At 69.0% G+C, this 21,964-nt stretch carries 20 protein-coding genes; 9 read left to right on the top strand and 11 right to left on the bottom strand.

The features are described 5' to 3' along the window. Nucleotides 1-4: 4 nt before the first annotated feature. From ACX938_RS07610 to ACX938_RS07570, 9 genes are all read right to left on the bottom strand, one after another. A complete protein-coding gene (locus ACX938_RS07610; protein ID WP_459430609.1) occupies nucleotides 5-1,561 on the bottom strand; it encodes an ABC transporter substrate-binding protein in 1,557 nt (518 codons plus the stop codon). A gap of 86 nt (nucleotides 1,562-1,647) precedes the next feature. Continuing rightward, nucleotides 1,648-3,222: an ABC transporter substrate-binding protein gene (locus tag ACX938_RS07605; protein ID WP_232754320.1), complete on the bottom strand. Its 1,575-nt coding sequence runs from the start codon at nucleotides 3,220-3,222 to the stop codon at nucleotides 1,648-1,650. Nucleotides 3,223-3,607: 385 nt separating this feature from the next. Then, the gene (locus tag ACX938_RS07600; protein ID WP_459430608.1) at nucleotides 3,608-4,798 is read right to left on the bottom strand and encodes an acyl-CoA dehydrogenase family protein; all 1,191 of its coding nucleotides are present in this window, start codon (nucleotides 4,796-4,798) and stop codon (nucleotides 3,608-3,610) included. 11 nt (nucleotides 4,799-4,809) lie between these two features. Next, a complete protein-coding gene (locus ACX938_RS07595) occupies nucleotides 4,810-5,997 on the bottom strand; it encodes a CaiB/BaiF CoA transferase family protein (RefSeq protein ID WP_459430607.1) in 1,188 nt (395 codons plus the stop codon). Then, complete coding sequence (locus ACX938_RS07590) at nucleotides 5,997-6,899, bottom strand: polysaccharide deacetylase family protein (RefSeq protein ID WP_232754323.1); 903 nt, start codon at nucleotides 6,897-6,899, stop codon at nucleotides 5,997-5,999. The genes ACX938_RS07595 and ACX938_RS07590 overlap by 1 nt, the downstream gene beginning before the upstream one ends. Nucleotides 6,900-6,904: 5 nt before the next feature. Next, nucleotides 6,905-8,038, bottom strand: coding sequence for an ABC transporter ATP-binding protein (locus ACX938_RS07585; RefSeq protein WP_459430606.1), 1,134 nt, complete (start codon nucleotides 8,036-8,038; stop codon nucleotides 6,905-6,907). Then, nucleotides 8,035-8,919, bottom strand: coding sequence for an ABC transporter permease (locus tag ACX938_RS07580; protein WP_232754325.1), 885 nt, complete (start codon nucleotides 8,917-8,919; stop codon nucleotides 8,035-8,037). Before ACX938_RS07580 ends, ACX938_RS07585 begins: the two co-directional genes overlap by 4 nt. Before the next feature lie 10 nt (nucleotides 8,920-8,929). Further along, entirely contained in the window at nucleotides 8,930-9,874 is a 945-nt protein-coding gene (locus ACX938_RS07575; RefSeq protein ID WP_232754326.1) for an ABC transporter permease, read from the bottom strand. Then, entirely contained in the window at nucleotides 9,850-11,013 is a 1,164-nt protein-coding gene (locus ACX938_RS07570; protein ID WP_232754327.1) for an ABC transporter substrate-binding protein, read from the bottom strand. The genes ACX938_RS07575 and ACX938_RS07570 overlap by 25 nt, the downstream gene beginning before the upstream one ends. Before the next feature lie 347 nt (nucleotides 11,014-11,360). Between ACX938_RS07570 and ACX938_RS07565 the strand changes: the two genes are divergently transcribed. From ACX938_RS07565 to ACX938_RS07540, 6 genes are read left to right on the top strand one after another with little or no spacing between them, the layout of a single operon-like run. Continuing rightward, nucleotides 11,361-12,731, top strand: a complete 1,371-nt coding sequence (locus ACX938_RS07565) for an MmgE/PrpD family protein (RefSeq protein ID WP_459430605.1) — start codon at nucleotides 11,361-11,363, stop codon at nucleotides 12,729-12,731. Next, nucleotides 12,728-13,111 (top strand): cupin domain-containing protein, encoded by a 384-nt coding sequence (locus ACX938_RS07560; protein WP_459430604.1) that lies wholly within the window; start codon nucleotides 12,728-12,730, stop codon nucleotides 13,109-13,111. Before ACX938_RS07565 ends, ACX938_RS07560 begins: the two co-directional genes overlap by 4 nt. Then, nucleotides 13,111-13,893 carry a short-chain dehydrogenase/reductase gene (locus ACX938_RS07555; RefSeq protein WP_459430603.1) on the top strand — a complete coding sequence of 261 codons (783 nt, stop codon included), beginning with the start codon at nucleotides 13,111-13,113 and terminating at the stop codon, nucleotides 13,891-13,893. The genes ACX938_RS07560 and ACX938_RS07555 overlap by 1 nt, the downstream gene beginning before the upstream one ends. Next, nucleotides 13,878-14,696 (top strand): enoyl-CoA hydratase, encoded by an 819-nt coding sequence (locus ACX938_RS07550; RefSeq protein WP_459430602.1) that lies wholly within the window; start codon nucleotides 13,878-13,880, stop codon nucleotides 14,694-14,696. The genes ACX938_RS07555 and ACX938_RS07550 overlap by 16 nt, the downstream gene beginning before the upstream one ends. A 1-nt stretch (nucleotide 14,697) precedes the next feature. After that, the gene (locus ACX938_RS07545; protein WP_459430601.1) at nucleotides 14,698-15,552 is read left to right on the top strand and encodes an HTD2 family dehydratase; all 855 of its coding nucleotides are present in this window, start codon (nucleotides 14,698-14,700) and stop codon (nucleotides 15,550-15,552) included. A gap of 19 nt (nucleotides 15,553-15,571) precedes the next feature. Next, nucleotides 15,572-17,104: a malonate--CoA ligase gene (locus tag ACX938_RS07540; RefSeq protein WP_459430600.1), complete on the top strand. Its 1,533-nt coding sequence runs from the start codon at nucleotides 15,572-15,574 to the stop codon at nucleotides 17,102-17,104. A 7-nt stretch (nucleotides 17,105-17,111) separates the two neighbouring features. On the opposite strand, the gene ACX938_RS07535 is transcribed toward ACX938_RS07540, so the two are convergent. Both ACX938_RS07535 and ACX938_RS07530 read right to left on the bottom strand, forming a co-directional pair. Next, a complete protein-coding gene (locus ACX938_RS07535; RefSeq protein WP_459430599.1) occupies nucleotides 17,112-18,281 on the bottom strand; it encodes an amidase family protein in 1,170 nt (389 codons plus the stop codon). Further along, on the bottom strand, nucleotides 18,278-18,967 hold the full coding sequence (locus ACX938_RS07530) for a GntR family transcriptional regulator (protein ID WP_232754335.1): 690 nt from the start codon (nucleotides 18,965-18,967) through the stop codon (nucleotides 18,278-18,280). The genes ACX938_RS07535 and ACX938_RS07530 overlap by 4 nt, the downstream gene beginning before the upstream one ends. Nucleotides 18,968-19,626: 659 nt before the next feature. On the opposite strand from ACX938_RS07530, the gene ACX938_RS07525 reads away from it, so the two are divergent. From ACX938_RS07525 to ACX938_RS07515, 3 genes are read left to right on the top strand one after another with little or no spacing between them, the layout of a single operon-like run. Next, the gene (locus ACX938_RS07525; protein WP_459430598.1) at nucleotides 19,627-20,052 is read left to right on the top strand and encodes a hypothetical protein; all 426 of its coding nucleotides are present in this window, start codon (nucleotides 19,627-19,629) and stop codon (nucleotides 20,050-20,052) included. Next, complete coding sequence (locus ACX938_RS07520) at nucleotides 20,049-20,405, top strand: hypothetical protein (protein WP_459430597.1); 357 nt, start codon at nucleotides 20,049-20,051, stop codon at nucleotides 20,403-20,405. The genes ACX938_RS07525 and ACX938_RS07520 overlap by 4 nt, the downstream gene beginning before the upstream one ends. Continuing rightward, nucleotides 20,402-21,883: a class I adenylate-forming enzyme family protein gene (locus ACX938_RS07515; protein ID WP_459430596.1), complete on the top strand. Its 1,482-nt coding sequence runs from the start codon at nucleotides 20,402-20,404 to the stop codon at nucleotides 21,881-21,883. Before ACX938_RS07520 ends, ACX938_RS07515 begins: the two co-directional genes overlap by 4 nt. The last annotated feature ends 81 nt before the right edge of the window (nucleotides 21,884-21,964 follow it).

The following is a 21,964-nucleotide window of genomic DNA, read 5'->3' as shown; positions in this document are numbered from 1 at the left end:
GCCCTCAGTTCACGGTGACCCAGCGCAGGATGAAGAAGTTGTCTTCGCGCTGGGTGAGTTCCACGTTCTCGGCCGCGCCCCAAAGGAGCGGCTGCACATAAAGCGGCAGGTAGACCGCGTCTTCCTGCACGATGCCGGCGATTTCGTCGAGCATGCCCTGTCGGGCCTCCTCGTCGATCTCGGCCTGCACCATCGGGATCAGCTCGTCCACCCGCGGGTTGGAATAGCCGCCGAAGTTCCAGGTGCCGATGTTCTCCTGCGGGGTGTGCACCAGGAAGCGGAAGGGATGTTCCGCGTCGAAGGTGCCGGGCGACCAGCCGAGCAGATACATGTCGTAGTTGTCGGCGCGAAGCTCGGGCCAGTAGTTGCGCACCGGCATGGCCTCGAGCTGGGCGTCGAGCCCGACCTGGGCCAGCATGGCGACCGCCGCCTGGCAGACCGATTCATCGTTGATGTAGCGGTCGTTCGGGCACTTGAGCTGGAACGAGAAGCCCTCTTCGTAGCCCGCCTCGGCCAGGAGCGCGCGGGCGCGCTCGGGGTCGAAGGCCGGCCGCTCGGAAAGGCTGTCGGAATAGCCGCGCATCGCCGCGCTGACGAGCTGCGCCGCCGGTTCGGCCGCCCCGCGCATGGTGGTCTGCAGGATCGCCGGCACGTTGATCGCATGGCCCACCGCCTGGCGGACGCGCGGATCCTGGAAGGGGTTCTCCTCCTCGGAGGCCAGGAGCGTCTCCTTGTCCTGGCTGAAGCCGAACATCATCACCCGCGCCTCGATGCCGCGCAGGAGCTGCACGCCCTCGGCCTGGTCGATGCGCTGCGCGTCCTGGACGGGCACCGGGTTGATCATGTCGACCTCGCCCGAGAGCAGCGCCGCCACCGCGGTCGCGGAGTTCTCGATCGGGGTGAAGATGCCCTGGGTGACGTTGTGGTCGGCCTCGCCCCACCAGCTTTCATGCGGCTCGAGCACGGTGCGCAGGCCCGGCTCGCGTTCGGTCACCATGAAGGCGCCGGTGCCGTTGGTGTTGATCGTCGCGTAGTTGCCGCGCTCGATGTTGGGGCGGGCCACGTCGTTGGCCTCGGACCAGCCCTTGTCCATCATCATCCAGTTGGCGATGCTGTCGGGGAAGATCGGGTTCGGCGCCTCGGTGCGCATCACCACGGTGTAATCGTCGGGCGCCGTGACCTCGGTCACACCCGAGAACCAGCTCGCGGTATCGGCCTCGGCGGAAGAGGCGCGCTCATACGAAAAGACCACGTCCTCGGCGGTGAACTCGGACCCGTCGTGGAAGGTCACGCCTTCGCGCAGGGTGAACCGCCAGCCCGGCCCGTCCTCGAGCGGCTCCCAGGAGGTGGCGAGCGCGGGCTCGATCTCCATGTCCTGGTTCCGGCGCACGAGGCCTTCGTAGACATTGTTCAGGAAACCCAGGACCGGCGCGGAGTTGCCCGCATGCGGGTCCATGGTGTTGGGGTCGGTCTGTCCCGCCCAGCGGAAGGGTTCGGCGGCGGCAGGCGCGGTCAGCGCCGCAACCGCGACAAGAGCGAGGGGCAGTCTCATGGCAGTCATCCTTCAGCTAATGCGGTTGCCCGGACGCGGGCCAGCCGCGTCCGGGTCCGGGATCATGGGCGGCGCGCTCAGGCGCCGGCCAAACCTCAGTTCATCTCGAAGAACTTGAACTTCGGATCGTCTTCCGGGCTGACCTCGATGCCGACACCCTCGGTCATGCCCCAGTTCAGCACCTGGTGGTGCACCGGGATGTAGAGCGTCTCGTCCTGGACGGTCTGCCAGATCTCGCCGATGGTCGCGTTCCGCGCCTCGAGGTCGGTCTCGGAGGCGAGGCTCACGATCTTCTCGTCGATCGCGCTGTCGGAGAAGCCGGTGCCGTTCCAGCTGCCGCGCTCGGGGCCGCGGGTGTGAACCAGGAAGTTGAAGATGTATTCCGAGTCATAGGTCGGAACGCCCCAGCCGAGCATGTAGAAGTCGGTCTCGCCGTTGGTGATCAGCGGGAAGTGCTGGGCCTTGGGCTTGGCGTCCAGGTTCACGGTCACGCCGATCTGGGCGAGCATGCCCACGACGGCCTGGCAGATCGCCTCGTCGTTGATGTAGCGATCGTTCGGGCAGTCGAGCTGGATCGAGAAGCCGTCCCCGTAGCCCGCTTCCTCCATCAGGGCCTTGGCGGCCTCGACGTCGGTGGTGGACTGGTCCATCTCTTCGGTCCAGCCGTTCACGAAGGGCGGGGCGATCATGCCGGCGGGCTGGCTCTGGCCGCGCATCACGACCTGCTGGATCGCGTCGCGGTTCACCGCCATCGACATGGCCTGGCGCACCTCTTTGCTGGCCAGCGGGTTCTCGCCCTCGACGTCATCGTTGGCGATGTCATCGGCGCCCATGTTCAGGCCGAAGAAGATCACCCGGTTCTGCGGGGCGGTCTTGACCACGAGGCCCTCGGTGTCGCCGACGCGGCCGAGGTCCTGCACCGGCACGTCCTGGATGAAGTCCACCTCGCCCGAGAGCAGCGCGGCGACGCGGGTCGCGGCGTTCTGGATCGGGGTGTAGATGATCTCGGTCACCTCCATCGGGAACTGGTCCATGCCCCAGTAATCGGGGTTCTGTTCCAGAACCGTGCGCACGTCGGGCTCGCGGCTGACGAGCTTGTAGGCGCCGGTGCCGTTGGCGTTGGTCGCGGCAAAGGTGGTCTCGCCGCCTTCCATGTCCTGCACGTCGGTGGCGTCATTGGCCTCGGCCCAGCCCTTGTCCATCATGAACAGGTTGGTGAGGTTCGCCGGCAGGATCGGGTTCGGCCCGTCGGTGACGAACTCGACGGTCAGGTCGTCGACCGCGCGCACCTCGGTGATGGAGTTCAGCAGCTCCTTCATGTCCGAGTCCTCGGACTTCGCGCGGTTGATCGAGAAGACCACGTCCTCGGCGGTGAACTCGGCGCCGTCGTGATAGGTCACGCCTTCGCGGAGGTTGAACACCCAGACGTTCGGATCGTCTTCCTTGGGCGCCCAGTCGGTCGCCAGGGCGGCCTGGAACTCACCCGTCATGTCGCGGATGATCAGCGGCTCGTAGATCTGGTGCGACAGCGTGTGCGTCGGACCTTCGTTCTGCGCGTGCGGGTCGAGCGTCAGGCTGTCGCCCGCGCGCGCCCAGCGCAGCGTTTCGGCCTGCGCGCTCAATGCCGTGCTGGCAAGAAGCGCCGCGGCAAGAATGCCGGTGGATTTCATAAGAATACTCCCTGTGACTGAACCGGAGCTCTTTGGCCCCGTTCGAGAATTGGGATGATAGCGAAGTCAGAGCAGGCCGCAAGGAAGCCGGCGCCTTTCCCTGGGTCACTTTCGCAGCGCGGAAAGCCTTTGGTGCCTTGGTCTTGCGTTCAAAGCCGCGCCGGGCGGCAGATGCGGCACCGGGGGCGCGGGAAAGATCCTTCATAAATCAATAATTTAAATATGAAGCATCTGGCGCACGGGCGCGGAAAGACTACCCGCCTGGGCCCGAACCCGGCGGGTGAGAAAAAACGCGCGGACGGCACAGGGAGCCCGCCCGCGCGGTCCGGCGGCGCGGGGCTTGCCCCCCGCCCGCCGGTGACGCCGGCCCGAAAGGGCCCGGCGCTCAGTAGCTTCGCGGCAGCCCCAGGACGTGCTGGCCCAGGTAGCCGAAGATCATGTTCTTCGAGATCGGCGCGGTCTGATAAAGCCGCGCCTCGCGCCACTTGCGCTCGATCCCGTATTCGCGGGCGAAGGCGAAACCGCCATAGACCTGCATGCAGGCTTCGGCGCAGGCCCAGGAGGCATCGGCGGCGAGCAGCTTCGCGAGGTTCGCCTCGGCGGCCGCCTTCTGGCCCGCGTCGAACATCGCCGCCGCTTTGGAGACCATAAGCTCGGCCGCCTGCGCCTTGGCATAGGCGTCGGCCAGAGGGAACTGGATGCCCTGGTTGGCGCCGATCGGCCGGCCGAAGACGCTGCGGTCATTGGCGTATTCGCAGGCCTTCTCGATGAAGAACTTGGCGTCCCCGATGCATTCGCTGGCGATCAGGATGCGCTCGGCGTTCATGCTGTCGACGATATACTTGAAGCCCTTGCCCTCTTCCCCGACCAGCGTGTCGGCGGGGATCTCGACGCTGTCGAAGAAGACCTCGCAGGTGTTGTGGTTGATCATCGCGTCGATCTTGGTGAGCGAGAGCCCGTTCTGCCGCGCCTCGTTCATGTCGATGAGGAAGACCGACATCCCGTCCGAGCGCTTCTTGCACTGGTCCGCCGGCGTGGTCCGCGCAAGGAGCAGCATCAGGTCCGACTCGAAGGCCCGCGAGGTCCAGACCTTCTGGCCGTTCACGACATAGGTGCCCTTGTCGGTCTTCTCGGCCCGGGTCTTGAGCTGGGTGGTGTCGCTGCCGGTGGTGGGTTCGGTCACCCCGAAGGCCTGCAGGCGCAGCTCGCCGGTGGCGATCTTCGGCAGGTATTTCTGCTTCTGCGCCTCGGAGCCATGCTTCAGCACCGTGCCCATGGTGTACATCTGCGCGTGGCAGGCGGCGGCGTTGCAGCCCTTGGCGTGGATCGTCTCGAGCACCGCGGCGGCAGCGGCGAGCGGCAGGCCCGAGCCGCCGTATTCCTCGGGGATCAGCGCGCCGAGAAAGCCGCTTTCGGTCAGCGCGGTGACGAAGTCGTGGGGATAGGCGTCCTCCTTGTCGAGCTTCAGCCAGTATTCGTTGGGGAAGTCGTCGCAGAGCCGCGCCACCGCGTCGCGGATATCCTCGAAGGCCGGGGCAACCGGCATCGTGATCATGTCGGGGTCGTAGTGGTTCATGGCTCTGTCCTTCAGATGACGTTGCGCGCCCTCAGCGCGGCGATCTCCTCGGGCGACAGGCCGGCCTCGGCCAGGATCGCCTCGGAATGGGCGCCCGCATCGGGCGCGGACATGTAGATCGAGGCCGGCGTCCGCGAGAGCGTCACCGGCTGGCCCACCAGCCGCGTCTCGCCGCGGGCGTGGTGGTGGACGGGGGCGGCGATGCCGAGGTGGTTGACCTGCGGATCGGCGAAGACCTCGTCCATCTTGTAGATCGGCCCGGCAGGCACGCCGACCGCCTCGAGGGCTTCGACCCAATCGGCGGTGTCGCGCTCGGCGAAGATCGGGTTCAGCAGGTCCCAAAGCTCCGCCCGGCGCTCGAAGCGGGCGGCATTTGTCGCCCATTTTGCGTCCTCGCCCCAGTCGGGCTGGTCGATCAGGCCGCAGAAGGCCCGCCACTGGGCATCGCTGCCGATGCCGAGGTTGAGGTATCCGTCCCGTGTCGCGACCACGCCCATGGGCGTGACATAGGGGTGATCGTTGCCCGAGCTCTGCGGCACTTCGCCCTCGACGAGGTAGCGCGCGGCCTGGAAGTCCATCATCGCGATCTGCGCCTCGAGAAGCGAGCTTTGCACCCACTGCCCCTGCCCCGAGCGTTCGCGCTCCTGCAGCGCCACGAGGATGCCGATCGCCGCGTAGAGCCCCGAGGCGCTGTCGGCCACCGCCGCGCCCGCGCGCATCGGCCCGCCGCCGGCCTCTCCGGTGACACCCATGAGCCCGCCCATGCCCTGGGCGATCTGGTCGAAGCCCGCCCGGCGCGCGTAGGGCCCGTCCTGCCCGAAGCCCGAGATCGAGGCCAGGATCACCCGCGGGTTCACCGCCTTCAGATCGTCATAGGCGATGCCCAGCCGGTCCTTCACGTCGGGGCGGAAGTTCTCGACCACCACGTCGGCGCTTTCGACCATGCGCAGGAACAGCGCGCGGCCCTCGGGCGCCTTGAGGTTCAGCGTCAGCGACCGCTTGTTGCGGTGCAGGTTCAGCATGTCGTAGCCGTGCCGCGCCCCCGAGACCCCGGCGGAAGGATCGGCGCCCACCGGCGCCTCGATCTTGATCACGTCGGCGCCGAAATCGGCCAGCACGCGGCAGCAGGTCGGCCCGGCGCGCACCCGGGTGAGGTCCAGCACCTTGAGCCCGTCGAGGGCAAGCGAACGATCCGCCATCACTGCGCCTCCATCAGCCGGGCGGCCCCGTCGGGGTCCTGCCCGAGATACCAGTCGCCGATGCCGCTCGAGGTCAGGAAGACGGTGTCCTCCCGCGCCATGAGCAGATCGAGCGCGGCCTCGAAGAAATGCGCGATATGCGGCACGCCGATGATATGGGGATGCAGCGCCAGGGTCATGACCCGGGGCTGCGCGGCCAGCTCGCGCTCGAAGGTGGCCAGCGTCGCCTCGACGCGCTTGAGGTATTCGTCGCTCGATCCGTTCTGGATGGCGTAGACCGGCACGTCGTTCAGCTCGAAGGTATAGGGCAGCCCGAGAAGCGGCCCGTGCTTGGTCTTCATCCAGACCGGCAGGTCGTCGAGCGCCCAGTCGTGCAGGAACTCCACGCCCTCGGACTTGAGGATGTCGGGGGTGTCCTCGCTTTCGCCGAGGCCCGGACCGAGCCAGGCGCGGGGCCTGTGGCCCGCCACCCGCTCCAGCCGGTCGAGGCTGCGGCGGATCACGTCGGCCTCATCCTCGGCCTGTTTCAGCGACTGCTGGAACCAGCCGTGGCCCACCAGTTCCCAGCCGGCGTCCTTCACCGCGCCCATGAGCGTCGGGTAGACGTCCGCGACCTGGGCGTTGATGAAGGCCGAACAGGGCAGCCCCTTGCGGTCAAGCATGTCGAGGATGCGCGGCATGCCGCAGCGCATGCCGTATTCCACCCAGGAGAAGTTCGGCACATCCGGCGGCGCCGGGGTGGCGCCATGCGGCGCGGGGATGATGCCGCGCGGCATGGCCCGCTCGATCGGCCAGTATTCGATGTTCATCACGATATGGACGATCAGCGGCTTGCCGTCCGGCCCGTCGAGCGGCGCGCGGTCCGAGGACAGCTGGAAGGGGATGCGCGGATTGGAGGGCATGGGGATCACTCCACGTGCAGGCGGATGTCGGAAGGCTTCCAGGACAGCCGCACGCGCGATCCGGCCTCGGGCAGGCGCTCGTCGCTGTCGGCGATCTCGCGGCTGACCATCTCGGTGCCGTCGGGCAGATGCACCAGGTGCGAGGTGGTGAGACCAAGGTAGACCGACTCGTCGTAGGCCCCGGTGATCGAGAAGCCGTCCGCCGGCGTCTCGGCCCCGTTCACCCGGTCGAGCGCCACGCATTCCGAGCGGATCGAGAGCGTCACCTCCTGCCCGTCGCTGACCGCGAGGCCGCGCTTGTCGACCTGCAGCCGCGAGCCCGCCACGTCGACGATGATCTCGCTGCCCGCGGCCTCGGCGACGCGGCCCTTCAGCACGTTGTTCTCGCCCACGAAGCTGGCGGTGAAGGTCTTCTCCGGCGCGCGGTAGATGTCGCGGGCGCGGCCGAACTCCACCAGCTCGCCATTGGCAATGAGCGCGATCCGGTCGGCCACGGTCATCGCCTCTTCCTGGTTGTGGGTGACATGGATGAAGGTGATGCCGACCTTCTCCTGCAGGTGCTTGAGCTCGAGGCACATGTCCTTGCGGAGCTGCGCATCCAGCGCCGCCAGCGGCTCGTCGAGCAGCAGGATGTCGCGGTCGAGCACGATGGCCCGGGCGAGCTGCACGCGCTGCTGCTGGCCGCCCGACAACTCGTGCGGTCGGCGCGCGGCAAAGGGCGTGAGCCCGACCTGCTCCAGCGCCGCGGCGACCTTTTCGCCGACCTGCGCGCGCGGCAGCCCCGCGACCTTGAGCCCGTAGCCCACGTTCTGCTCCACGCTCATGTGCGGGAACAGCGCATAGGCCTGGAAGACCATGCTGGTCGGGCGTTTGTCGGGCGGCAGGTGGCCGACGCTGCGGCCATGCAGCAGCACCTCGCCGTGGGTCGGCTTCTGGAAGCCGCCGATGGTGCGCAGGAGCGTCGTCTTGCCTCCGCCCGAGGGCCCGAGCAGGACGAAATACTCGCCGGCCCCGATCGAGACATTGACGTTCTGGAGCGCCACGAAGTCACCGTAGTGCTTGGCGAGGTTGCGCACCTCGACGGCGGGAGCTTGGCTGTCGGTCATCTGCTGGGTCCCCTGGGTCTCGATCTGGGTCACGATCCCACCGGCGCCGCCTTGGCGCGGGCCACGCGCGAGAGGCTCTCGGCGCGGATCATGGTGAAAAGGATGATGGAGCCGATCACGGCGATGGCGACGAAGCTGACCATGGCGGACATGGCATAGCTTTGCGGCGACATGCCGGTGTTGAGCATCTGGCTGATCAGCACCGTGGTGAAGGTGTCGAACCCGCCCTTCAGAAGGCTCGTGCGGGTGTATTCGTTGAAGACCAGGATCACCGTGAAGGCGCAGGCCGAGAAGACACCGGCGCGGATCTGCGGGAACTCGATGTCCCAGAAGGCGCGCCAGCCGTTGGCCCCGCAGGCCCGCGCGGCCTCGGTCTGTTCGGGGCGGTAGCGGCCCATGGTGATCAGGATCACCACGAAGGAATAGGGGATCGTGTAGATGATCAGCCCGATCGTCGCGGTCAGGAAGCTCAGCCGGAACCAGCCGTCGAACATCGCGGTGCCGAGCTGGTCGCCCAGCCAGATGAAGGCGATGTTGAGGTTCTTGAAGGACACCAGGAGCGCCGAGCCCAGGATGTCCGGCGGCACGAACAGCGGCGCCAGAAGCAGGAAGACCGGGAAGATCTTGTTGCCCGCCGACTTGTAGTGCTTGGCCGCCAAGAGCGCCATCGGCACGGTGATCACGGTCACCACCACCGCCAGCATCAGCGTCCAGCGCAGCGCGCCGATCAACAGCTCGTCCGAGAAGATCAGCCCGTACCACTCGAGCGTGAAGACATATTCGTTCGCGCCGAAGCCGTTGGCGTTGAACGAGACATACATGACGTAGAGGACCGGGGTCATCAGCGTCAGCACCACGAAGAGCAGGTAGGCCCACTTCAGGCGATGCAGCCAGGGATTGTCGTAGTCGTTCATGCGCGCGCCCTCAGCTCAGCGGGGTGAGGATCTTGGTGAGATCGAAAAGCCGGTGCCCGATCCACAGAAGCGTCATCAGGGTGGCCATCATGATCGCGCTCACCGCCATGGCGAGCGGGAAGTCGAGCGCGGTGATCGCCTGCGTGGCGATCAGCCCGGCGTTCACGGCCCCCGCCCCGCCCAGGATGTTCGGCAGCAGCGCCACGCCCAGTCCGTTGACGAAGATGAAGACCGAGCCCGCGAAGATCCCCGGCGCCGCGAGCGGCAGGATCACGTCCTTGAAGCGCCGCCAGGGGCCGACGCCCAGGTCGTCGCAGACCTCGAAGATGTATTTCGGCACCGCCTCCATCGCGAGGAAGCCCGAGAAGACGATGAAGGGCAGGAAGGACAGTACCTCGCCGATCACCACCCCGGTATGGGTGTAGAGAAGCGCCGTGATCGGCTCGTCGATGATGCCGAGGTCCATCAGCGTGGTGTTCACCAGCCCGTTGCGTTGCAGGACCGGGCGCAGGGCGAAGACGCGGATGATCTCGGAGACCATGAAGGGCAGGATGAACAGCAGCACCACCCGGTGCTGGGCCACCTGCGGGATCGACTTGCGCACGAAGACCGCGATGGGGAAGCCGAAGACGAAGCAGATCGCCACCGAGATCAGCGAGTATTTCATCGAGTTGAGGAAGTTCGTCAGCCGCGCGGAGAAGAAGAAGTTCTCGTAGGAGAACAGGGTGAAGCCCGGCTCCATCCAGAACATCGTGCGCTCGAAGACCGAGAAGACCACGGTCATCGCCATCGGCAGGGCGAAGAAGATCACCATGAAGATCAGCGGTGCGCGGAAGACCCAGGGCACCAGCCGCTCGCGCCAGGGGGGCGTGGTCCGGTCGACGGGACGTGCCCCGCCGACCGTTTCTGTGCTTTGCACCGCCATGTGGATCAGGCCGCCTGAACGCGCGACCACCAGTCCTGGTAGGCCCGGATGTTGGTCGGGAAGACGTTCTGCCAGGAGTTGCCGGCCACCGCGCGGCGCGCCTGCTTGCGCTCGAGCCGCTCGGCCATGATCGCCTTGGTGTCATCGTCGAACATGTCGCCGTTGGCCTCGACGAACTCGGACACGCCGGTCATCTGCGGGGTGAAGCCCAGGCCCGCCAGGGTCTGCGCGCCGAACCAGGGGCTGAGGTAGACATTGGCGAGGCTGTAGAAGGCCTCTTCCATGCCGCGCTCCTGGCCGCCGCGGGTCAGCATGACGATGTTGTTCCAGCTCTGGTGACCTTCCTTCATCGTGCCGTAGCGGATGTCCTGGCCGTTCTTGCGGGCCGCGAAGATCTGGATCACCTCCCAGCAGGAGGAGACCAGCACCTCTTCCGAGGACAGAAGGTCCGCGCCGTTCTGCACCCCGTCCCAGAAGGTGCGGAAGTGGCCCTTCTTCTTGAGGTCGATGAGGAACTCGCAGGTCTGGCGCACCTCGTCCTCGGTCATGTCCGAGGGGTTGTCGATGTCGCCCTTGCCGGACTGCTTGAGGTAGATCGCGGTATTGGTCAGCGTCGGGCCGAAGTCGTTCTGCATCGCCGCCCGGCCGCGGAACTGGCTGTCGAAGAGCGCCTCCCAGGAGGTCAGCTCCTCGCCGATGACCTCGTGGTTGAAGGCCAGGCTGTCGGCGTTGGAGATATAGGGCACGGCGTAGACCTTGCCGTCGTGGCGGATGGTGTCGGCGCTGTCGCCGCCCTCCTGGTAGCTCTCGAGGATATTGGCCCAGTTCGGGATCCGCGAGATGTCGAGCTCGGCGATCGCCCCCTGCGAGGCCAGCGCGTCCTCCATGCCGCCGCCGTTGTCGGTCATCGCGTCGTAAAGCGCGTTGCCGTCGCCCACGACCATCTTCTGGATCGATTCATCGGCGCGGGCCGATTTGGCGATGGCGTTGATGCTGATCCCGGCCTGGGACTCCATGTCGGACCAGTCCTGCGCGCCGACCTTGGCGATGCCCGGCGCCCAGAGCTTCAGCGCCTCCTGCGCCCGGGCCGCGGTGCCGAAGGCGCCCGAGGCGGCGGTGGCGCCCATCAGGGCCATGAATGTGCGGCGGTTAAACTCAGCTTGGTTCATGCGAACTCTCCTGTTGGTTGGGCCCGCCGACCAGCCGGCAGGGTGGATCGTCTGTCCCGATCGTCTTGCCCCAATGGCATGGCGGCCGATCTTCGCGGCCGCCGGGCGGCCCGGTTCAGGCCGGACACGCCCTTGCTCTTGCCATCGAGTATGTCCCGAAACGGCGTGATTGCAAAATTTTTTTGTATGCAGAATGAAGATTCCTGCAAGCTGCTGAAAAGCATTGCGAAATATGTGAGGCCCGCCCAAGAACATGCGATTCCAGCGTTATATGCAGGCTCATGGCGCTTGATCTGCACGCAGAATCGGGGCAATCCTGAGGGTGTATAGCGGATTTTGTATGCGAAATGACCCATAACCCCGCCTCCACCGAATCGGCCCTGATCGCGCTTTCCAGCGCCGCGCCGGACGCTCCGGCCCGGGCCGCGGCGCGGCTCTGCCTGCTCGACTGGCTGGGCTGCATCCTGGCCGCGCGCGGCGCGCCGCAGGCGCGCGCGCTGGCGGCGGCACTGGGGGTCGAGGGCGGCGATCTTCTGGGCATGGCCTTCGCGCCCCTGCGCTCGGATGCACAGACCGCGGTGCTGGCGCTGGGGGCGCTCGGCAATGTGCTCGAGATGGACGATCTGCACCGCGCCTCGATCCTGCATCCCGGCGACACGATCTGCGCGGCCGCCCTGGCCCTGGGCCTGCGCCGCAAGACCCCGGGCGCGGATCTTCTCGATGCGCTGGTCGCGGGCTACGAGATCGCCACCCGGATCGGGCGGGTCGCGGCTTCGGGCGGCTATACCCCCTTCTACAACTCGGGCACCTGCGGGGTCTTCGGCGCCACGCTCACGGCCGCGCGGCTGCGCGGGCTCGACGCCGAGGCAACCGCCGACGCGCTCGGACAGGCGGGCATGCAGGCCGCCGGGATCTGGCAGTGCCGGCTGGAGCCCAGCTTTTCCAAGCAGCTCGCCACCGCCCATGCCGCCCGCGCCGGGGTCTTCTCGGCCGAGCTGGGCGCGGCGGGCTTCCGGGGGCCGCGGGCGATCCTGACCGGGCGCATGGGCTTTTTCGCGAGCCACTACCCCGGCGCCGATCCCGCGCCGCTAACCGCGCCGGGCCCCTGGGCGATCACCGAGATGAGCTACAAGCCCTTCCCGGCCTGCCGCCACACCCATCCCGCGATCTCTGCGGCGCTGGCGCTGCGCGAGGACGGCGTGACCGAGGCCGCGGAGATCCGCGTCGCCACCTATGGCGCGGCGATCGACTTCTGCGACGCGCCCGAGCCCCGGACCGGCGATGCCGCGCGCTTCAGCCTGCAGCACGCGGTGGCGGTGACGCTCCTGCGCGGGCGGCCCGGCGTCGCCGATTTCGAAGGCGCCGCGCTGACCGATCCCGCCATCGCCGCGCTGCGCGCCCGCGTGCGGCTGGAACAGGACCCCGCCCATGACGCCGCCTTCCCGGAGGCCTATGGCGCCAGGGTTACCGTCGCGCGGTCCTCGGGCCCCGAGCGCAGCGCGGAATGCCCCGCCGCCTGGGGCGACCCGGAGAACCCGATGTCCGAGGCGGATCTTCTGGAGAAGTTCCACCTCAACGCCGCGCATGGCCGGGTGCCGCCGCCCGCCGCCCGCGCCCTGGCCGAGGCGGTGACCGCCCTGCCCGAGGCGTCCGACCTTCTTGCCTTGCACCGCGCGCTGACCCGCGCCGTCACACCCGAACCGGAGCCCGTGCCATGACCCTGAAACCCGCCGTGCCCTTCCACGCCCTGACCGAGGAGACCGGCTGGGAGCCGGTGCCCGGCGGCGCGCCGGGGGTCGAGATGAAGATGCTTTCGGGCGCGCTGGACGAAGAGGCCAAGACCGGCGTCCGCACCCGGCTGATCCGCTTCCAGCCCGGCGCCGTGGCGCCCGCGGTCTTCGTGCATGACTACTGGGAAGAGGTCTATCTGCTCTCGGGCGTGCTGGTCACCGGCTGCGACGCGGACGGCAAGGGCGGCACCGCCTTCGAGGCGCCTGCCTATGCCTGCCGCCCGCCCGGCACCGAACACGGGCCCTTCACCTCGGAGGCAGGCTGCAGCTTCTTCGAGATCCAGTATTACATCGACGGGGACGGCTGATGGACCTTGGGCTTTCTGGACGGCACGCGCTGATCACCGGCGGCTCCAAGGGCATCGGGCGGGCCATCGCCGCGGCGCTCCTGGCCGAGGGGGCGCGGGTCACGCTGGTCGCCCGCGACGCGGAGCGGCTCGCCGAGGCGCAGGCGGCGCTGGCCCCCGAGGACCCCGCGCGGGTTTCGGTGCTGCCCGCCGATCTCGGCAGCGACGCGGGCCGGGCGGCGCTGCTCGAGGCGGTCGAACTGCCGGACATCCTGATCAACAACGCCGGCGCCATCCGCGCCGGGCGGCTGGGCGATCTGTCGATCGAGGACTGGCGGCAGGACTGGGAGCTCAAGGTCTTCGGCTATATCCATCTCTGCCAGCAGCTCCTGCCCCAGATGGCGGCGCGGGGCTCGGGCGCGATGCTGAACATCATCGGCATGGCGGGCCGGGCGAACCGGCCGGCCTATATCTCGGGCTCGGCGGCCAATGCGGCGCTCATCGCCTTCACCCAGGCGCTCGGGGCCGAGGCGCAGGGCGCGGGGCTGCGGGTCTTCGGCATCAACCCCTCGCCGACGCTGACCGACCGGATGACCGACTTCATGAAACGCAAGGCCCAGGCCGAGCTGGGGGACGTGGCCCGCTGGCGCGAGATGGTCGACCCGGACCGTTTCCCCTATGGCCGCCCCGCCGACCCCGAGGAGGTCGCCGCCCTGGCGGTCATGCTTCTGTCGCCGCGCGCGGGCTATCTGAACGGCACCGTGGTGGACATCGACGGAGGCGGCCAATGGACGGGGACGTGACGCGCGAGACGCCCTTTGCCGAGGGCCGCATCCTGCTGCGCCGCGCGGGCGGCGTGGCCCGCATCGTCTTCAACGCGCCCGAGAAGATGAACGCCATGCGGCTCGCCATGTGGGAGGCGCTGGCCGAGATCTGCGACGAGCTTGCCACGGACCCGGACCTGCGCGTCCTGGTTCTGGAGGGCGCGGGCGACCGGGCCTTCGTCGCGGGCGCCGACATCTCCGAGTTCGGCGAGACCCGCAGCGATGCCGCGGGGGCGGCGCGCTACAACGCCGCCGTCGCCCGGGCCGAGCGCGCGGTCGAGGTCATGCCGGTGCCGGTCCTCGCGCTGATCCGCGGCTATTGCATCGGCGGCGGGCTCGGCATCGCCATGCGCTGCGACCTGCGGCTCGCCGCCTCGGATGCGCGTTTCGCCATCACGCCCGCGAAGCTGGGCCTGGGCTACGGTTACGAGGGCGTCGCCTCGCTCCTGTCGCGGCTGGGCCACGCGCGGACCGCCGATCTGCTTTTCACCGGCCGCCGGCTCGACGCCGAGGAGGCCCGCGCGGCGGGCATCGCGGATTTCCTTTACCCCGTGGACCAGTTCGAGGCCGAATGCGCCGCCTATATCGACCGGCTCGCCGCCAATGCGCCGCTGACCATCCGCGCGGTCAAGGCGGCGCTCCTCGAGCTAGCGCGCCCCGAGGGCGCCCGCGACCCCGAACGGGTCGAGGCGCTGGTGCGCGCCTGTTTCGACAGCGCCGACTACCAGGAAGGACAGCGCGCCTTCGCCGAGAAGCGCAAACCCCGGTTCGAGGGCCGATGACATGAACACCGCCACCCGGGACAAGGCCCTGCAGGAGGCCGTCGGCCGCAGCGAGCGCGCCGAGGACAGCCTCGATTTGCGCCAGGCGCGGCTCATGCAGCTCACGCTCGACCAGGAGGCCACGCTGGACGAGGGCGATCCGCTGCCGCCCTTCTGGCATTACCTCTATTTCAACCCCCAGATCCGCGCTTCGGAGCTGGGCCCCGACGGCCACGAGAAGCTCGGGCGCTTCATCCCCGACTTCGGGCTGCCACGGCGGATGTGGGCCGGCGGGCGGGTCGAGATCGACAAACCCCTGCGGCTGGGCGAGAGGGTGCAGAAGCTCTCGACCATCCGCAGCGTCGAAGAGAAGACCGGCCGCTCGGGGCGGCTCTGCTTCGTCACCGTCGACCACGACTTCAGCGTCGCGGGCGAACACCGGCTGCGCGAGACGCAGAACATCGTCTACCGCGCCGCGCCGGACCCGGACGCACCCCCGCCCCCGGGCAAGCCCGCGCCCGAGGACGCCGATTTCACCCGCGAGATCCACCCCGACCCGGTGCTGCTCTTTCGCTACTCGGCCTTGATCTTCTACGGCCACCGCATCCATTACGACGCCGATTACACCCGCGGCACCGAGGGCTACCCGGGGCTGGTGGTGCATGGTCCGCTGACCGCGACGCTGCTCATCGGGCTGGGCCTCGAACGGCTGGAGGGCCGGGCGCTCTCGGCGATCGAGATCCGCGCCATGGCCCCGCTTTTCGTCACCGCGCCCTTCACGCTCGAGGGGCGCGACAGCAGCGAGGGGACCGAGCTTTGGGCGCGGCGCCCGGATGGCACCACGGCGATGACGGTCAGGCTTCACGCGGCGGCGTGACATTGCAGGAGACGACGAGATGACAAATCCGCTCTACGACATGCTGATCGGAGGCCGCGCCGACAGCCCGGCGCCGCTTTTGCATCTGCCGGGCGGGCAGGTGCTGTCCTACGCCGACATGGCCAAGCGCGCCGCCCGCATCGCCGGGATGCTCAGCGCCGAAGGGCTGGAAAAGGGCGACCGTCTGGCGATGCAATGCCCGAAGTCCCCCGAGGCGCTGGCGCTCTACCTCGCCTGCCTGCAATCGGGCGTGATCTTCCTGCCGCTCAACACCGCCTATACGCCCGACGAGATCGGCTATTTCGTCGGCGACGCGGCGCCCAAGATCGTCGTCACCGATCCCTCCGCCGAGGCCGCGCTGCGCCCGATCACCGAGGCCGCGGGCGCGCTTCTCCTGACGCTCGACGCCGAGGAGCAGGGCAGCTTCGCTGCGCGGGTCGCCGAGGCGGACCCCGTCACCGAGGTGACCCCCTGCACGCCCGAGGACCTGGCCTGCTTCCTCTACACCTCCGGCACCACCGGACGCTCGAAAGGCGCCATGCTGACCCATGGCAACCTCGCCTCCAACGCCGAGACGCTGACCCGCACCTGGCGCTTCACCGATGCGGACGTGCTGCTGCACGCCCTGCCGATCTTCCACGCGCATGGGCTCTTCGTGGCCTGCAACGTGCTGATGAACGCCGGCGGATCGATGATCTGGCTGCCCGGCTTCTCCACGGACGCGGTGCTCGAGGCGCTGCCGCGCGCCACCTCGATGATGGGCGTGCCGACCTTCTACACCCGGCTTCTCGACGCTCCCGAGTTCGACCGCGACCGCGCCGGGCACATGCGGCTCTTCACCTCGGGCAGCGCGCCGCTTCTGGCCGAGACCCACGACCGTTTCCGCGAACGCACCGGCCACGCCATCCTCGAACGCTACGGCATGACCGAGACCGGCATGAACACCTCGAACCCCTATGACGGCGACCGTCGCGCGGGAACCGTGGGCTTCCCGCTCGAGGGCGTGGAGATCCGCATCATGGGCGAGGAGGGCACCCCGCTTCCCGCCGGCGAGACCGGCATGATCGAGGTGCGCGGGCCCAATGTCTTCAAGGGCTACTGGCAGATGCCGGAAAAGACCGCCGAGGAGCTGCGCGAGAACGGCTTCTTCATCACCGGCGACCTCGGCCGGATCGACGCCGAGGGTTATGTGACCATCGTCGGTCGCGAGAAGGACCTGATCATCTCGGGCGGCTACAACGTCTATCCCAAGGAGGTCGAACAGCTGCTCGACGACCTGCCGGGCGTGCGCGAAAGCGCGGTGATCGGCGTGCCGCATGCGGATTTCGGCGAGGGCGTCGTGGCGGTGCTGGTGGCCGAGGGCGCGGGCCCCGACCTCGACGGGATCGCCGAGGAGGTCTCGGGGCGGCTCGCCAACTACAAGCGCCCGAAGCGCTACGTCATGCGCGAGGCCCTGCCCCGCAACACCATGGGCAAGGTGCAGAAGAACGTGCTGCGGGAGGAATGCGCCGAGCTTTTCGCCCCCGGCGCAGCCCGGCAGGCGGGCGGCTGAGCGCGGCTCAGAGCCGCGCGAGGATGTCCTCGGCGAGCGTCACCAGAAGGCGCTCGCTGCCTTTCGGCCCGACAAGCTGCGCCGAGACCGGCGGATGCGCCCCTGGCGCGGGCAGCGCCAGCGCCGGGCAGCCCGCGACATTGGCCATCACGGTGAAATCCGCCTGCCCGCGCGGCGGGCGGCCCCCGAGCGGGAAGGCGGGCTCCGCCACCGTGGGCAGAAGTGCGACGCGCGGGCCATCGAGGGCGGATTGCACGGCGGATGCGGTCTGCGCGATCGACGGACGGATCGCGCGGGCCTTGTCCTCCGGGATCGCCGCGCCGTAATCGATGAGCTTGCGCAGTCCCGGGCTGAGGCCGGGCACGCCGCCGAGGCTTTGTGCCGCCTCGATCTCGGTCAGCAGGAAGGCGGTGCCGCGCAGCTCGGCGAAGTCCATGGGCGGCAGCGGATCGGGCGGGCCGAGAAAGGCGCCGAGCGCATCGTGGCAGGCGTCATAGAACGCCCGGACCTCGGGCGTGCAGCCCGCCAGCTGCGCCGCCTCCGGCGCGCACCAGCCGAGGGGGTTCGGCGAGTTGTCGTCAGGCAAAAGCACATCCAGCAGCGCGTTCAGCCCGCCCGCATCCCGCGCGAAGATCCCCGGCGCATCGAGGCTCGGCGCCAGCGGGAAGAGCCCGGCATCGGCCACCGCCCCCGCGCCGAACTTCAGCCCGAAGACCCCGCAATAGGCTGCCGGGATGCGCACCGAACCCATGGTGTCGCTGCCAAGCGCGAGGTCCACCGCCCCCGCCGCCAAGGCCGCCGCCGAGCCCCCCGAGGAGCCGCCCGGCGAATGCCCCGGCCAGACCGGGTTCTCGCAGCGGGTGAAATGCGGGTTGTCGCAGGCGGCCCCCAGCGCGCCTTCGTCCATGGAAAGCCGCGACAGGATGCGCGCCCCCGCGCCGCGCAGCCGGGCCACCAGCGGCGCGTCCGCCTTGGCCAGCTCGCCCGCGCGCGCCCCGATGCCCGCCGTCCAGGCCTGGCCCGCGACCCGGAAGTTGGATTTCACCCCGAGGGTCAGACCCGCCAAGGGCCCCGCCCCCGGCGCCTTGGCCGCATCCAAGGGCAGCGAGACCTCGGGCGCCTCGCAGAAGCCCCAGCGGGTGGCGCGCGCCGCGATCTCCTCGAAGGGCGGGCTCACGCCCCGTCCTTCGCCTGTTGCGAGCTTTGAATATGCGTCGCCACCCGCGAGGCCCCGGCCAGCAGATGCGCCGACATGACGCTCGAGGCCCATTCCGGCGAGCGCGCCTCGATGGCGTCGATGATCTCGGCGTGGTGATGCAGGCTGCGCCGCAGGTCGTGTTCGGAGAACATCGAATAGGTGCGCACCACCATGCTGACATCCAGCACCGTCGTCATCAGCGCCGTCAGCCGCGGCGAGCGCGCGGCATTGACGATGGTGCGGTGAAACTCCTCGTTGGCGGTGACCAGCACCTGGTAGGCGCTGTCGTCGCGCGGCGGCGTGTTGGCCTGCATGACCGCGTGAATGCGGCGCAGCTCGGCCAGGTCCTCCTCGGTCGCGAGCCGCGCGGCGCGCTGGACCGAGTAGCATTCGACGAGGCGGCGGATCTCGTAGACCTGTTCGGCCTCGTCCTCGGGGAAATAAGCGACCCGGGTGGTATAGCCGCTCTGCCGGTCGATGAAGCCCTCGAGGATGAGTCGCCCGATGGCCTCGCGGATCGGCGTCCGGCTGAGGCCGAGGTCCTCGGAGAGCCGCGTCTCGGTCAGCCGCTCGCCCTCTTCGAGCTTGCCGGTCAGGATGTCGCGGCGGATGATCTGGTAGGCCTGCTCGGTGGCGTTCATCTTCGGCTGGGCAGCGGCTGTCATGGGGCGCGGATCCGTGCTGAAAGCGCGCCCGGGACGGCGCAAGAAAGCGTGCCGCCGCGCCGCCGGATGGACGGCCCGAGGCGGAGCGCGGGTAGTATTTTGTATGCGAAATCCGGGATGTGGTCAAAGGGCTTTGTCGGGGTTGGGTGGCGTGGCATGAGCGGCCGGGAGGGAGATACCCAAGCAGTGCTGGCGATTGCCCTGCCGCCCGCCGTTTGCGCCGCAACGCGGCAAGGTTTGGGCGCGACACTCTTGTGTATCCAGAACGGCTCATTTTGATCCAGCGGCGTCCGCGAGAGCGGGTCGGATACCAGCTGCATCATCCCCGCAGGCGGCGCGCAGAGCCCACCCGTTAGACCGCCGCTGTTCCGAAAGCCCCCCATGCCACGCTATGCGCGTGCATTTGCTCCTGCCACGGGCGGCCGAAAGGCCCGGCAAGCGCACACAGGCTTGCCCCTCTGCATACACATGCGCCTCATCTGCATATTGACAGATACCTCTATTCACACAATGATCACCCCACCCATCACCTCTCACCCGCGCGTCACACCCCTACCGCGCGGCTTCTAGGCCGCGCGCCACGCGCCACGGAAGGTCTCGCCTCATGCCCCTACGCCCCTGCTCTGCCAGCACGGCCCTCGGACCCGGCGCCTGACCTCATGCCTGCCCCCGCCGCGCATCCGCCCATCCGTCAAAGCCGCTACCGCCTCACCCGGCAGGCGGACGACGCGGTGCGGCGGATGTCGGGCGCGCAGGCCCGGCAGGGCGCAGGGGCGCATCCGATCTTCGCCTTCCTCGGCGCCCTCGGCGGGCTGCCGCAGCCGATCAAGGAGCTGAGCGAGAGCCTCGGGTTGGACTTCGCCGCGGGCCCGGTGCTGGCGGGCTGCCGGATCACGCTGCATGCGCCGCTCCAGATCGACCGGGAGTACACCGTCGAGGCCAAAGTGGCCGGGCTCGAGCGGCGGCCCAGCCAGGCCTATGGCGCCGCCGATCACCTGCATCTCGCCGTGGCGCTGACCGAAGACGGCACCCCCGCCTCGGAGATCGCGCTGCACATCGTCTTTCCCGCACCGGAGGCCCAATGACCGACGCCCCCAGCTTCCGCTTCGGCCCGGTCTCGGGCGGTGACATGGCGCAATGGTGCGCGCTTCTGAACGACGACAACGAGATCCACCTGTCGCGCGAAGCCGCCGAAGCCGCGGGGCTTGGCCCCCTGCGCATCAACCCAGGCCCGGCGAACCTCGCCGTGCTGATGAACGCCCTTCTCGACGGCGAGAGCGAAAGCACGCTCCGCGAGGTCGAGGCGCGGTTTCTCGGCAATGTCCGAGAGGGCGATCACCTCTGCGCGCGCCGCGACGGCGACAGCGCCGCGCTTTATCGCGCGGGCGAGGAGGCGCCGCTTCTCACCGCCACCTTCCGCTTCGGAGACCAGGAATGACCGACACCGCCCGGGCCGCCCAGATGACCGTCTATCCGCTCGTGGCGATGCGCGCCCGCGAACGGCCCGGGGCGCTTGCGCTGACCGACGGGACGACCGAGCTGAGCTACGCCCAGCTGATCGACCGGGTGGACCGCTGCGCCGCGGCCCTCGCCCAGCGCGGGCTCCGGCGCGGCGACCGGGTCGCGGTCCTGTCGGAGAACTCGATCGACTACACCGTGCTGGAGCTCGCGGGCGCCAAGCTGGGCCTGATCACCGCCTGCCAGAACACCCGCCTGACCGAGCCAGAGCTGCGCTACTGCATGGAGCTGGTCGGCCCCGGCCTGATCGTCGCCTCGCAGCGCCACGCCGAGATGGCGGCGGCGGTGGCCGGGCCCTGCCCCGTCGCGGGTTTCGCCGAGCTTTCCGCCCCCGGCGAGACCGAGGTCGCCGCCGAGGCCGAAGACGGGCTCTTCATCATCTACACCTCGGGCACCACCGGGCGGCCCAAGGCGGCGGTGATCAGCCATCGCGCGCAGATCGCGCGGATGAGCACGCTGCGGCTCGACCTCGGCATCCTGCCCGGCGACGGCTATGTCGCCTGGGCCCCGATGTTCCACATCGGCGGCACCGAGCACCTGGTCTCGAGCCTGATGTCCGGCGCGCCGGGCTACGTGGTGGACGGCTTCGACGCGGGCGCGATCCTCGACGCGCTCGAACGCTTCGCGGTGGGCTGGCTGCTGCTGGTGCCCGCGACCATCGAGCCGCTGATCGCCGAGCTGAAGGCGCGGAAGCCCGCGATCCAGGGCGTGCGCGCGGTGGGCTGCATGGCCGACCTTGTGCCCTCGGAGGTCATCGCCGAGATCACCACCCTGATCGGCGCGCCCTATCTCGACAGTTTCGGCGCCACCGAGACCGGCATGGGCCCCTTGTCGGGCGCGGTGATCCCGCCCGGCACGCGCGCGACGCGCTTTCCCAAGCGGCTCTCGAGCCTGGTCGAGCTGCGGCTCTGCGACGGTGAGGGCCGCGAGGTGCCCGAGGGCGACCCGGGCGAGGCCTGGGTGCGGGGGCCCGCGCTCTTTTCGGGCTATTGGAACAACCCCGAGGTCACCGCAAAGGACTTTGCCGGGGGCTGGTTCCGCATGGGCGACATGTTCCGCAAGACTTCAGAGGGCTATCTCTTCGCCGGGCGGTCGAAATACCTGATCAAGTCCGGTGGCGAGAACATCTACCCCGCCGAGATCGAGCGGGTGCTGCTCTCCGATCCGCGCGTCGCCGATGCCATCGTGGTGCGCCGGGCGGATGCGCGCTGGGGCGAGGTGCCGGTCGCCGTGGTCGCCCGCGCCGCACCGCTCGAGGCCGAGGAGGTGCTGGCGCTCTGCCGCGCGGAGCTCGCGGGCTACAAGCGCCCGAAGGACGTGCATTTCGTCGAGATGGACGCGCTGCCCCGGTCGGTCAGCGGCAAGATCCTGCGCGAAGAGGTGGAGAAGCTGGTCTGAGGGCGGGCTTGCTGGTGCCGGGGTGACCGCGGACCGCTCCCGGCCAAGCCTCGGACCACAAGCAAGTCTCGCGACGGCAGC

It is taken from the genome of Roseivivax sp. (genome assembly GCF_054552075.1).
This window is presented reverse-complemented; position numbering and strand designations above follow the sequence as displayed.

Bases quoted from the DNA above. Each gene is read 5' to 3' on its own strand.
- ACX938_RS07610 (WP_459430609.1), bottom strand. From the start codon at position 1,561: ATGACTGCCATGAGACTGCCCCTCGCTCTTGTCGCGGTTGCGGCGCTG.
- ACX938_RS07605 (WP_232754320.1), bottom strand. From the start codon at position 3,222: ATGAAATCCACCGGCATTCTTGCCGCGGCGCTTCTTGCCAGCACGGCA.
- ACX938_RS07600 (WP_459430608.1), bottom strand. From the start codon at position 4,798: ATGAACCACTACGACCCCGACATGATCACGATGCCGGTTGCCCCGGCC.
- ACX938_RS07595 (WP_459430607.1), bottom strand. From the start codon at position 5,997: ATGGCGGATCGTTCGCTTGCCCTCGACGGGCTCAAGGTGCTGGACCTC.
- ACX938_RS07590 (WP_232754323.1), bottom strand. From the start codon at position 6,899: ATGCCCTCCAATCCGCGCATCCCCTTCCAGCTGTCCTCGGACCGCGCG.
- ACX938_RS07580 (WP_232754325.1), bottom strand. From the start codon at position 8,919: ATGAACGACTACGACAATCCCTGGCTGCATCGCCTGAAGTGGGCCTAC.
- ACX938_RS07570 (WP_232754327.1), bottom strand. From the start codon at position 11,013: ATGAACCAAGCTGAGTTTAACCGCCGCACATTCATGGCCCTGATGGGC.
- ACX938_RS07565 (WP_459430605.1), top strand. From the start codon at position 11,361: ATGACCCATAACCCCGCCTCCACCGAATCGGCCCTGATCGCGCTTTCC.
- ACX938_RS07560 (WP_459430604.1), top strand. From the start codon at position 12,728: ATGACCCTGAAACCCGCCGTGCCCTTCCACGCCCTGACCGAGGAGACC.
- ACX938_RS07555 (WP_459430603.1), top strand. From the start codon at position 13,111: ATGGACCTTGGGCTTTCTGGACGGCACGCGCTGATCACCGGCGGCTCC.
- ACX938_RS07550 (WP_459430602.1), top strand. From the start codon at position 13,878: ATGGACGGGGACGTGACGCGCGAGACGCCCTTTGCCGAGGGCCGCATC.
- ACX938_RS07545 (WP_459430601.1), top strand. From the start codon at position 14,698: ATGAACACCGCCACCCGGGACAAGGCCCTGCAGGAGGCCGTCGGCCGC.
- ACX938_RS07540 (WP_459430600.1), top strand. From the start codon at position 15,572: ATGACAAATCCGCTCTACGACATGCTGATCGGAGGCCGCGCCGACAGC.
- ACX938_RS07530 (WP_232754335.1), bottom strand. From the start codon at position 18,967: ATGACAGCCGCTGCCCAGCCGAAGATGAACGCCACCGAGCAGGCCTAC.
- ACX938_RS07525 (WP_459430598.1), top strand. From the start codon at position 19,627: ATGCCTGCCCCCGCCGCGCATCCGCCCATCCGTCAAAGCCGCTACCGC.
- ACX938_RS07520 (WP_459430597.1), top strand. From the start codon at position 20,049: ATGACCGACGCCCCCAGCTTCCGCTTCGGCCCGGTCTCGGGCGGTGAC.
- ACX938_RS07515 (WP_459430596.1), top strand. From the start codon at position 20,402: ATGACCGACACCGCCCGGGCCGCCCAGATGACCGTCTATCCGCTCGTG.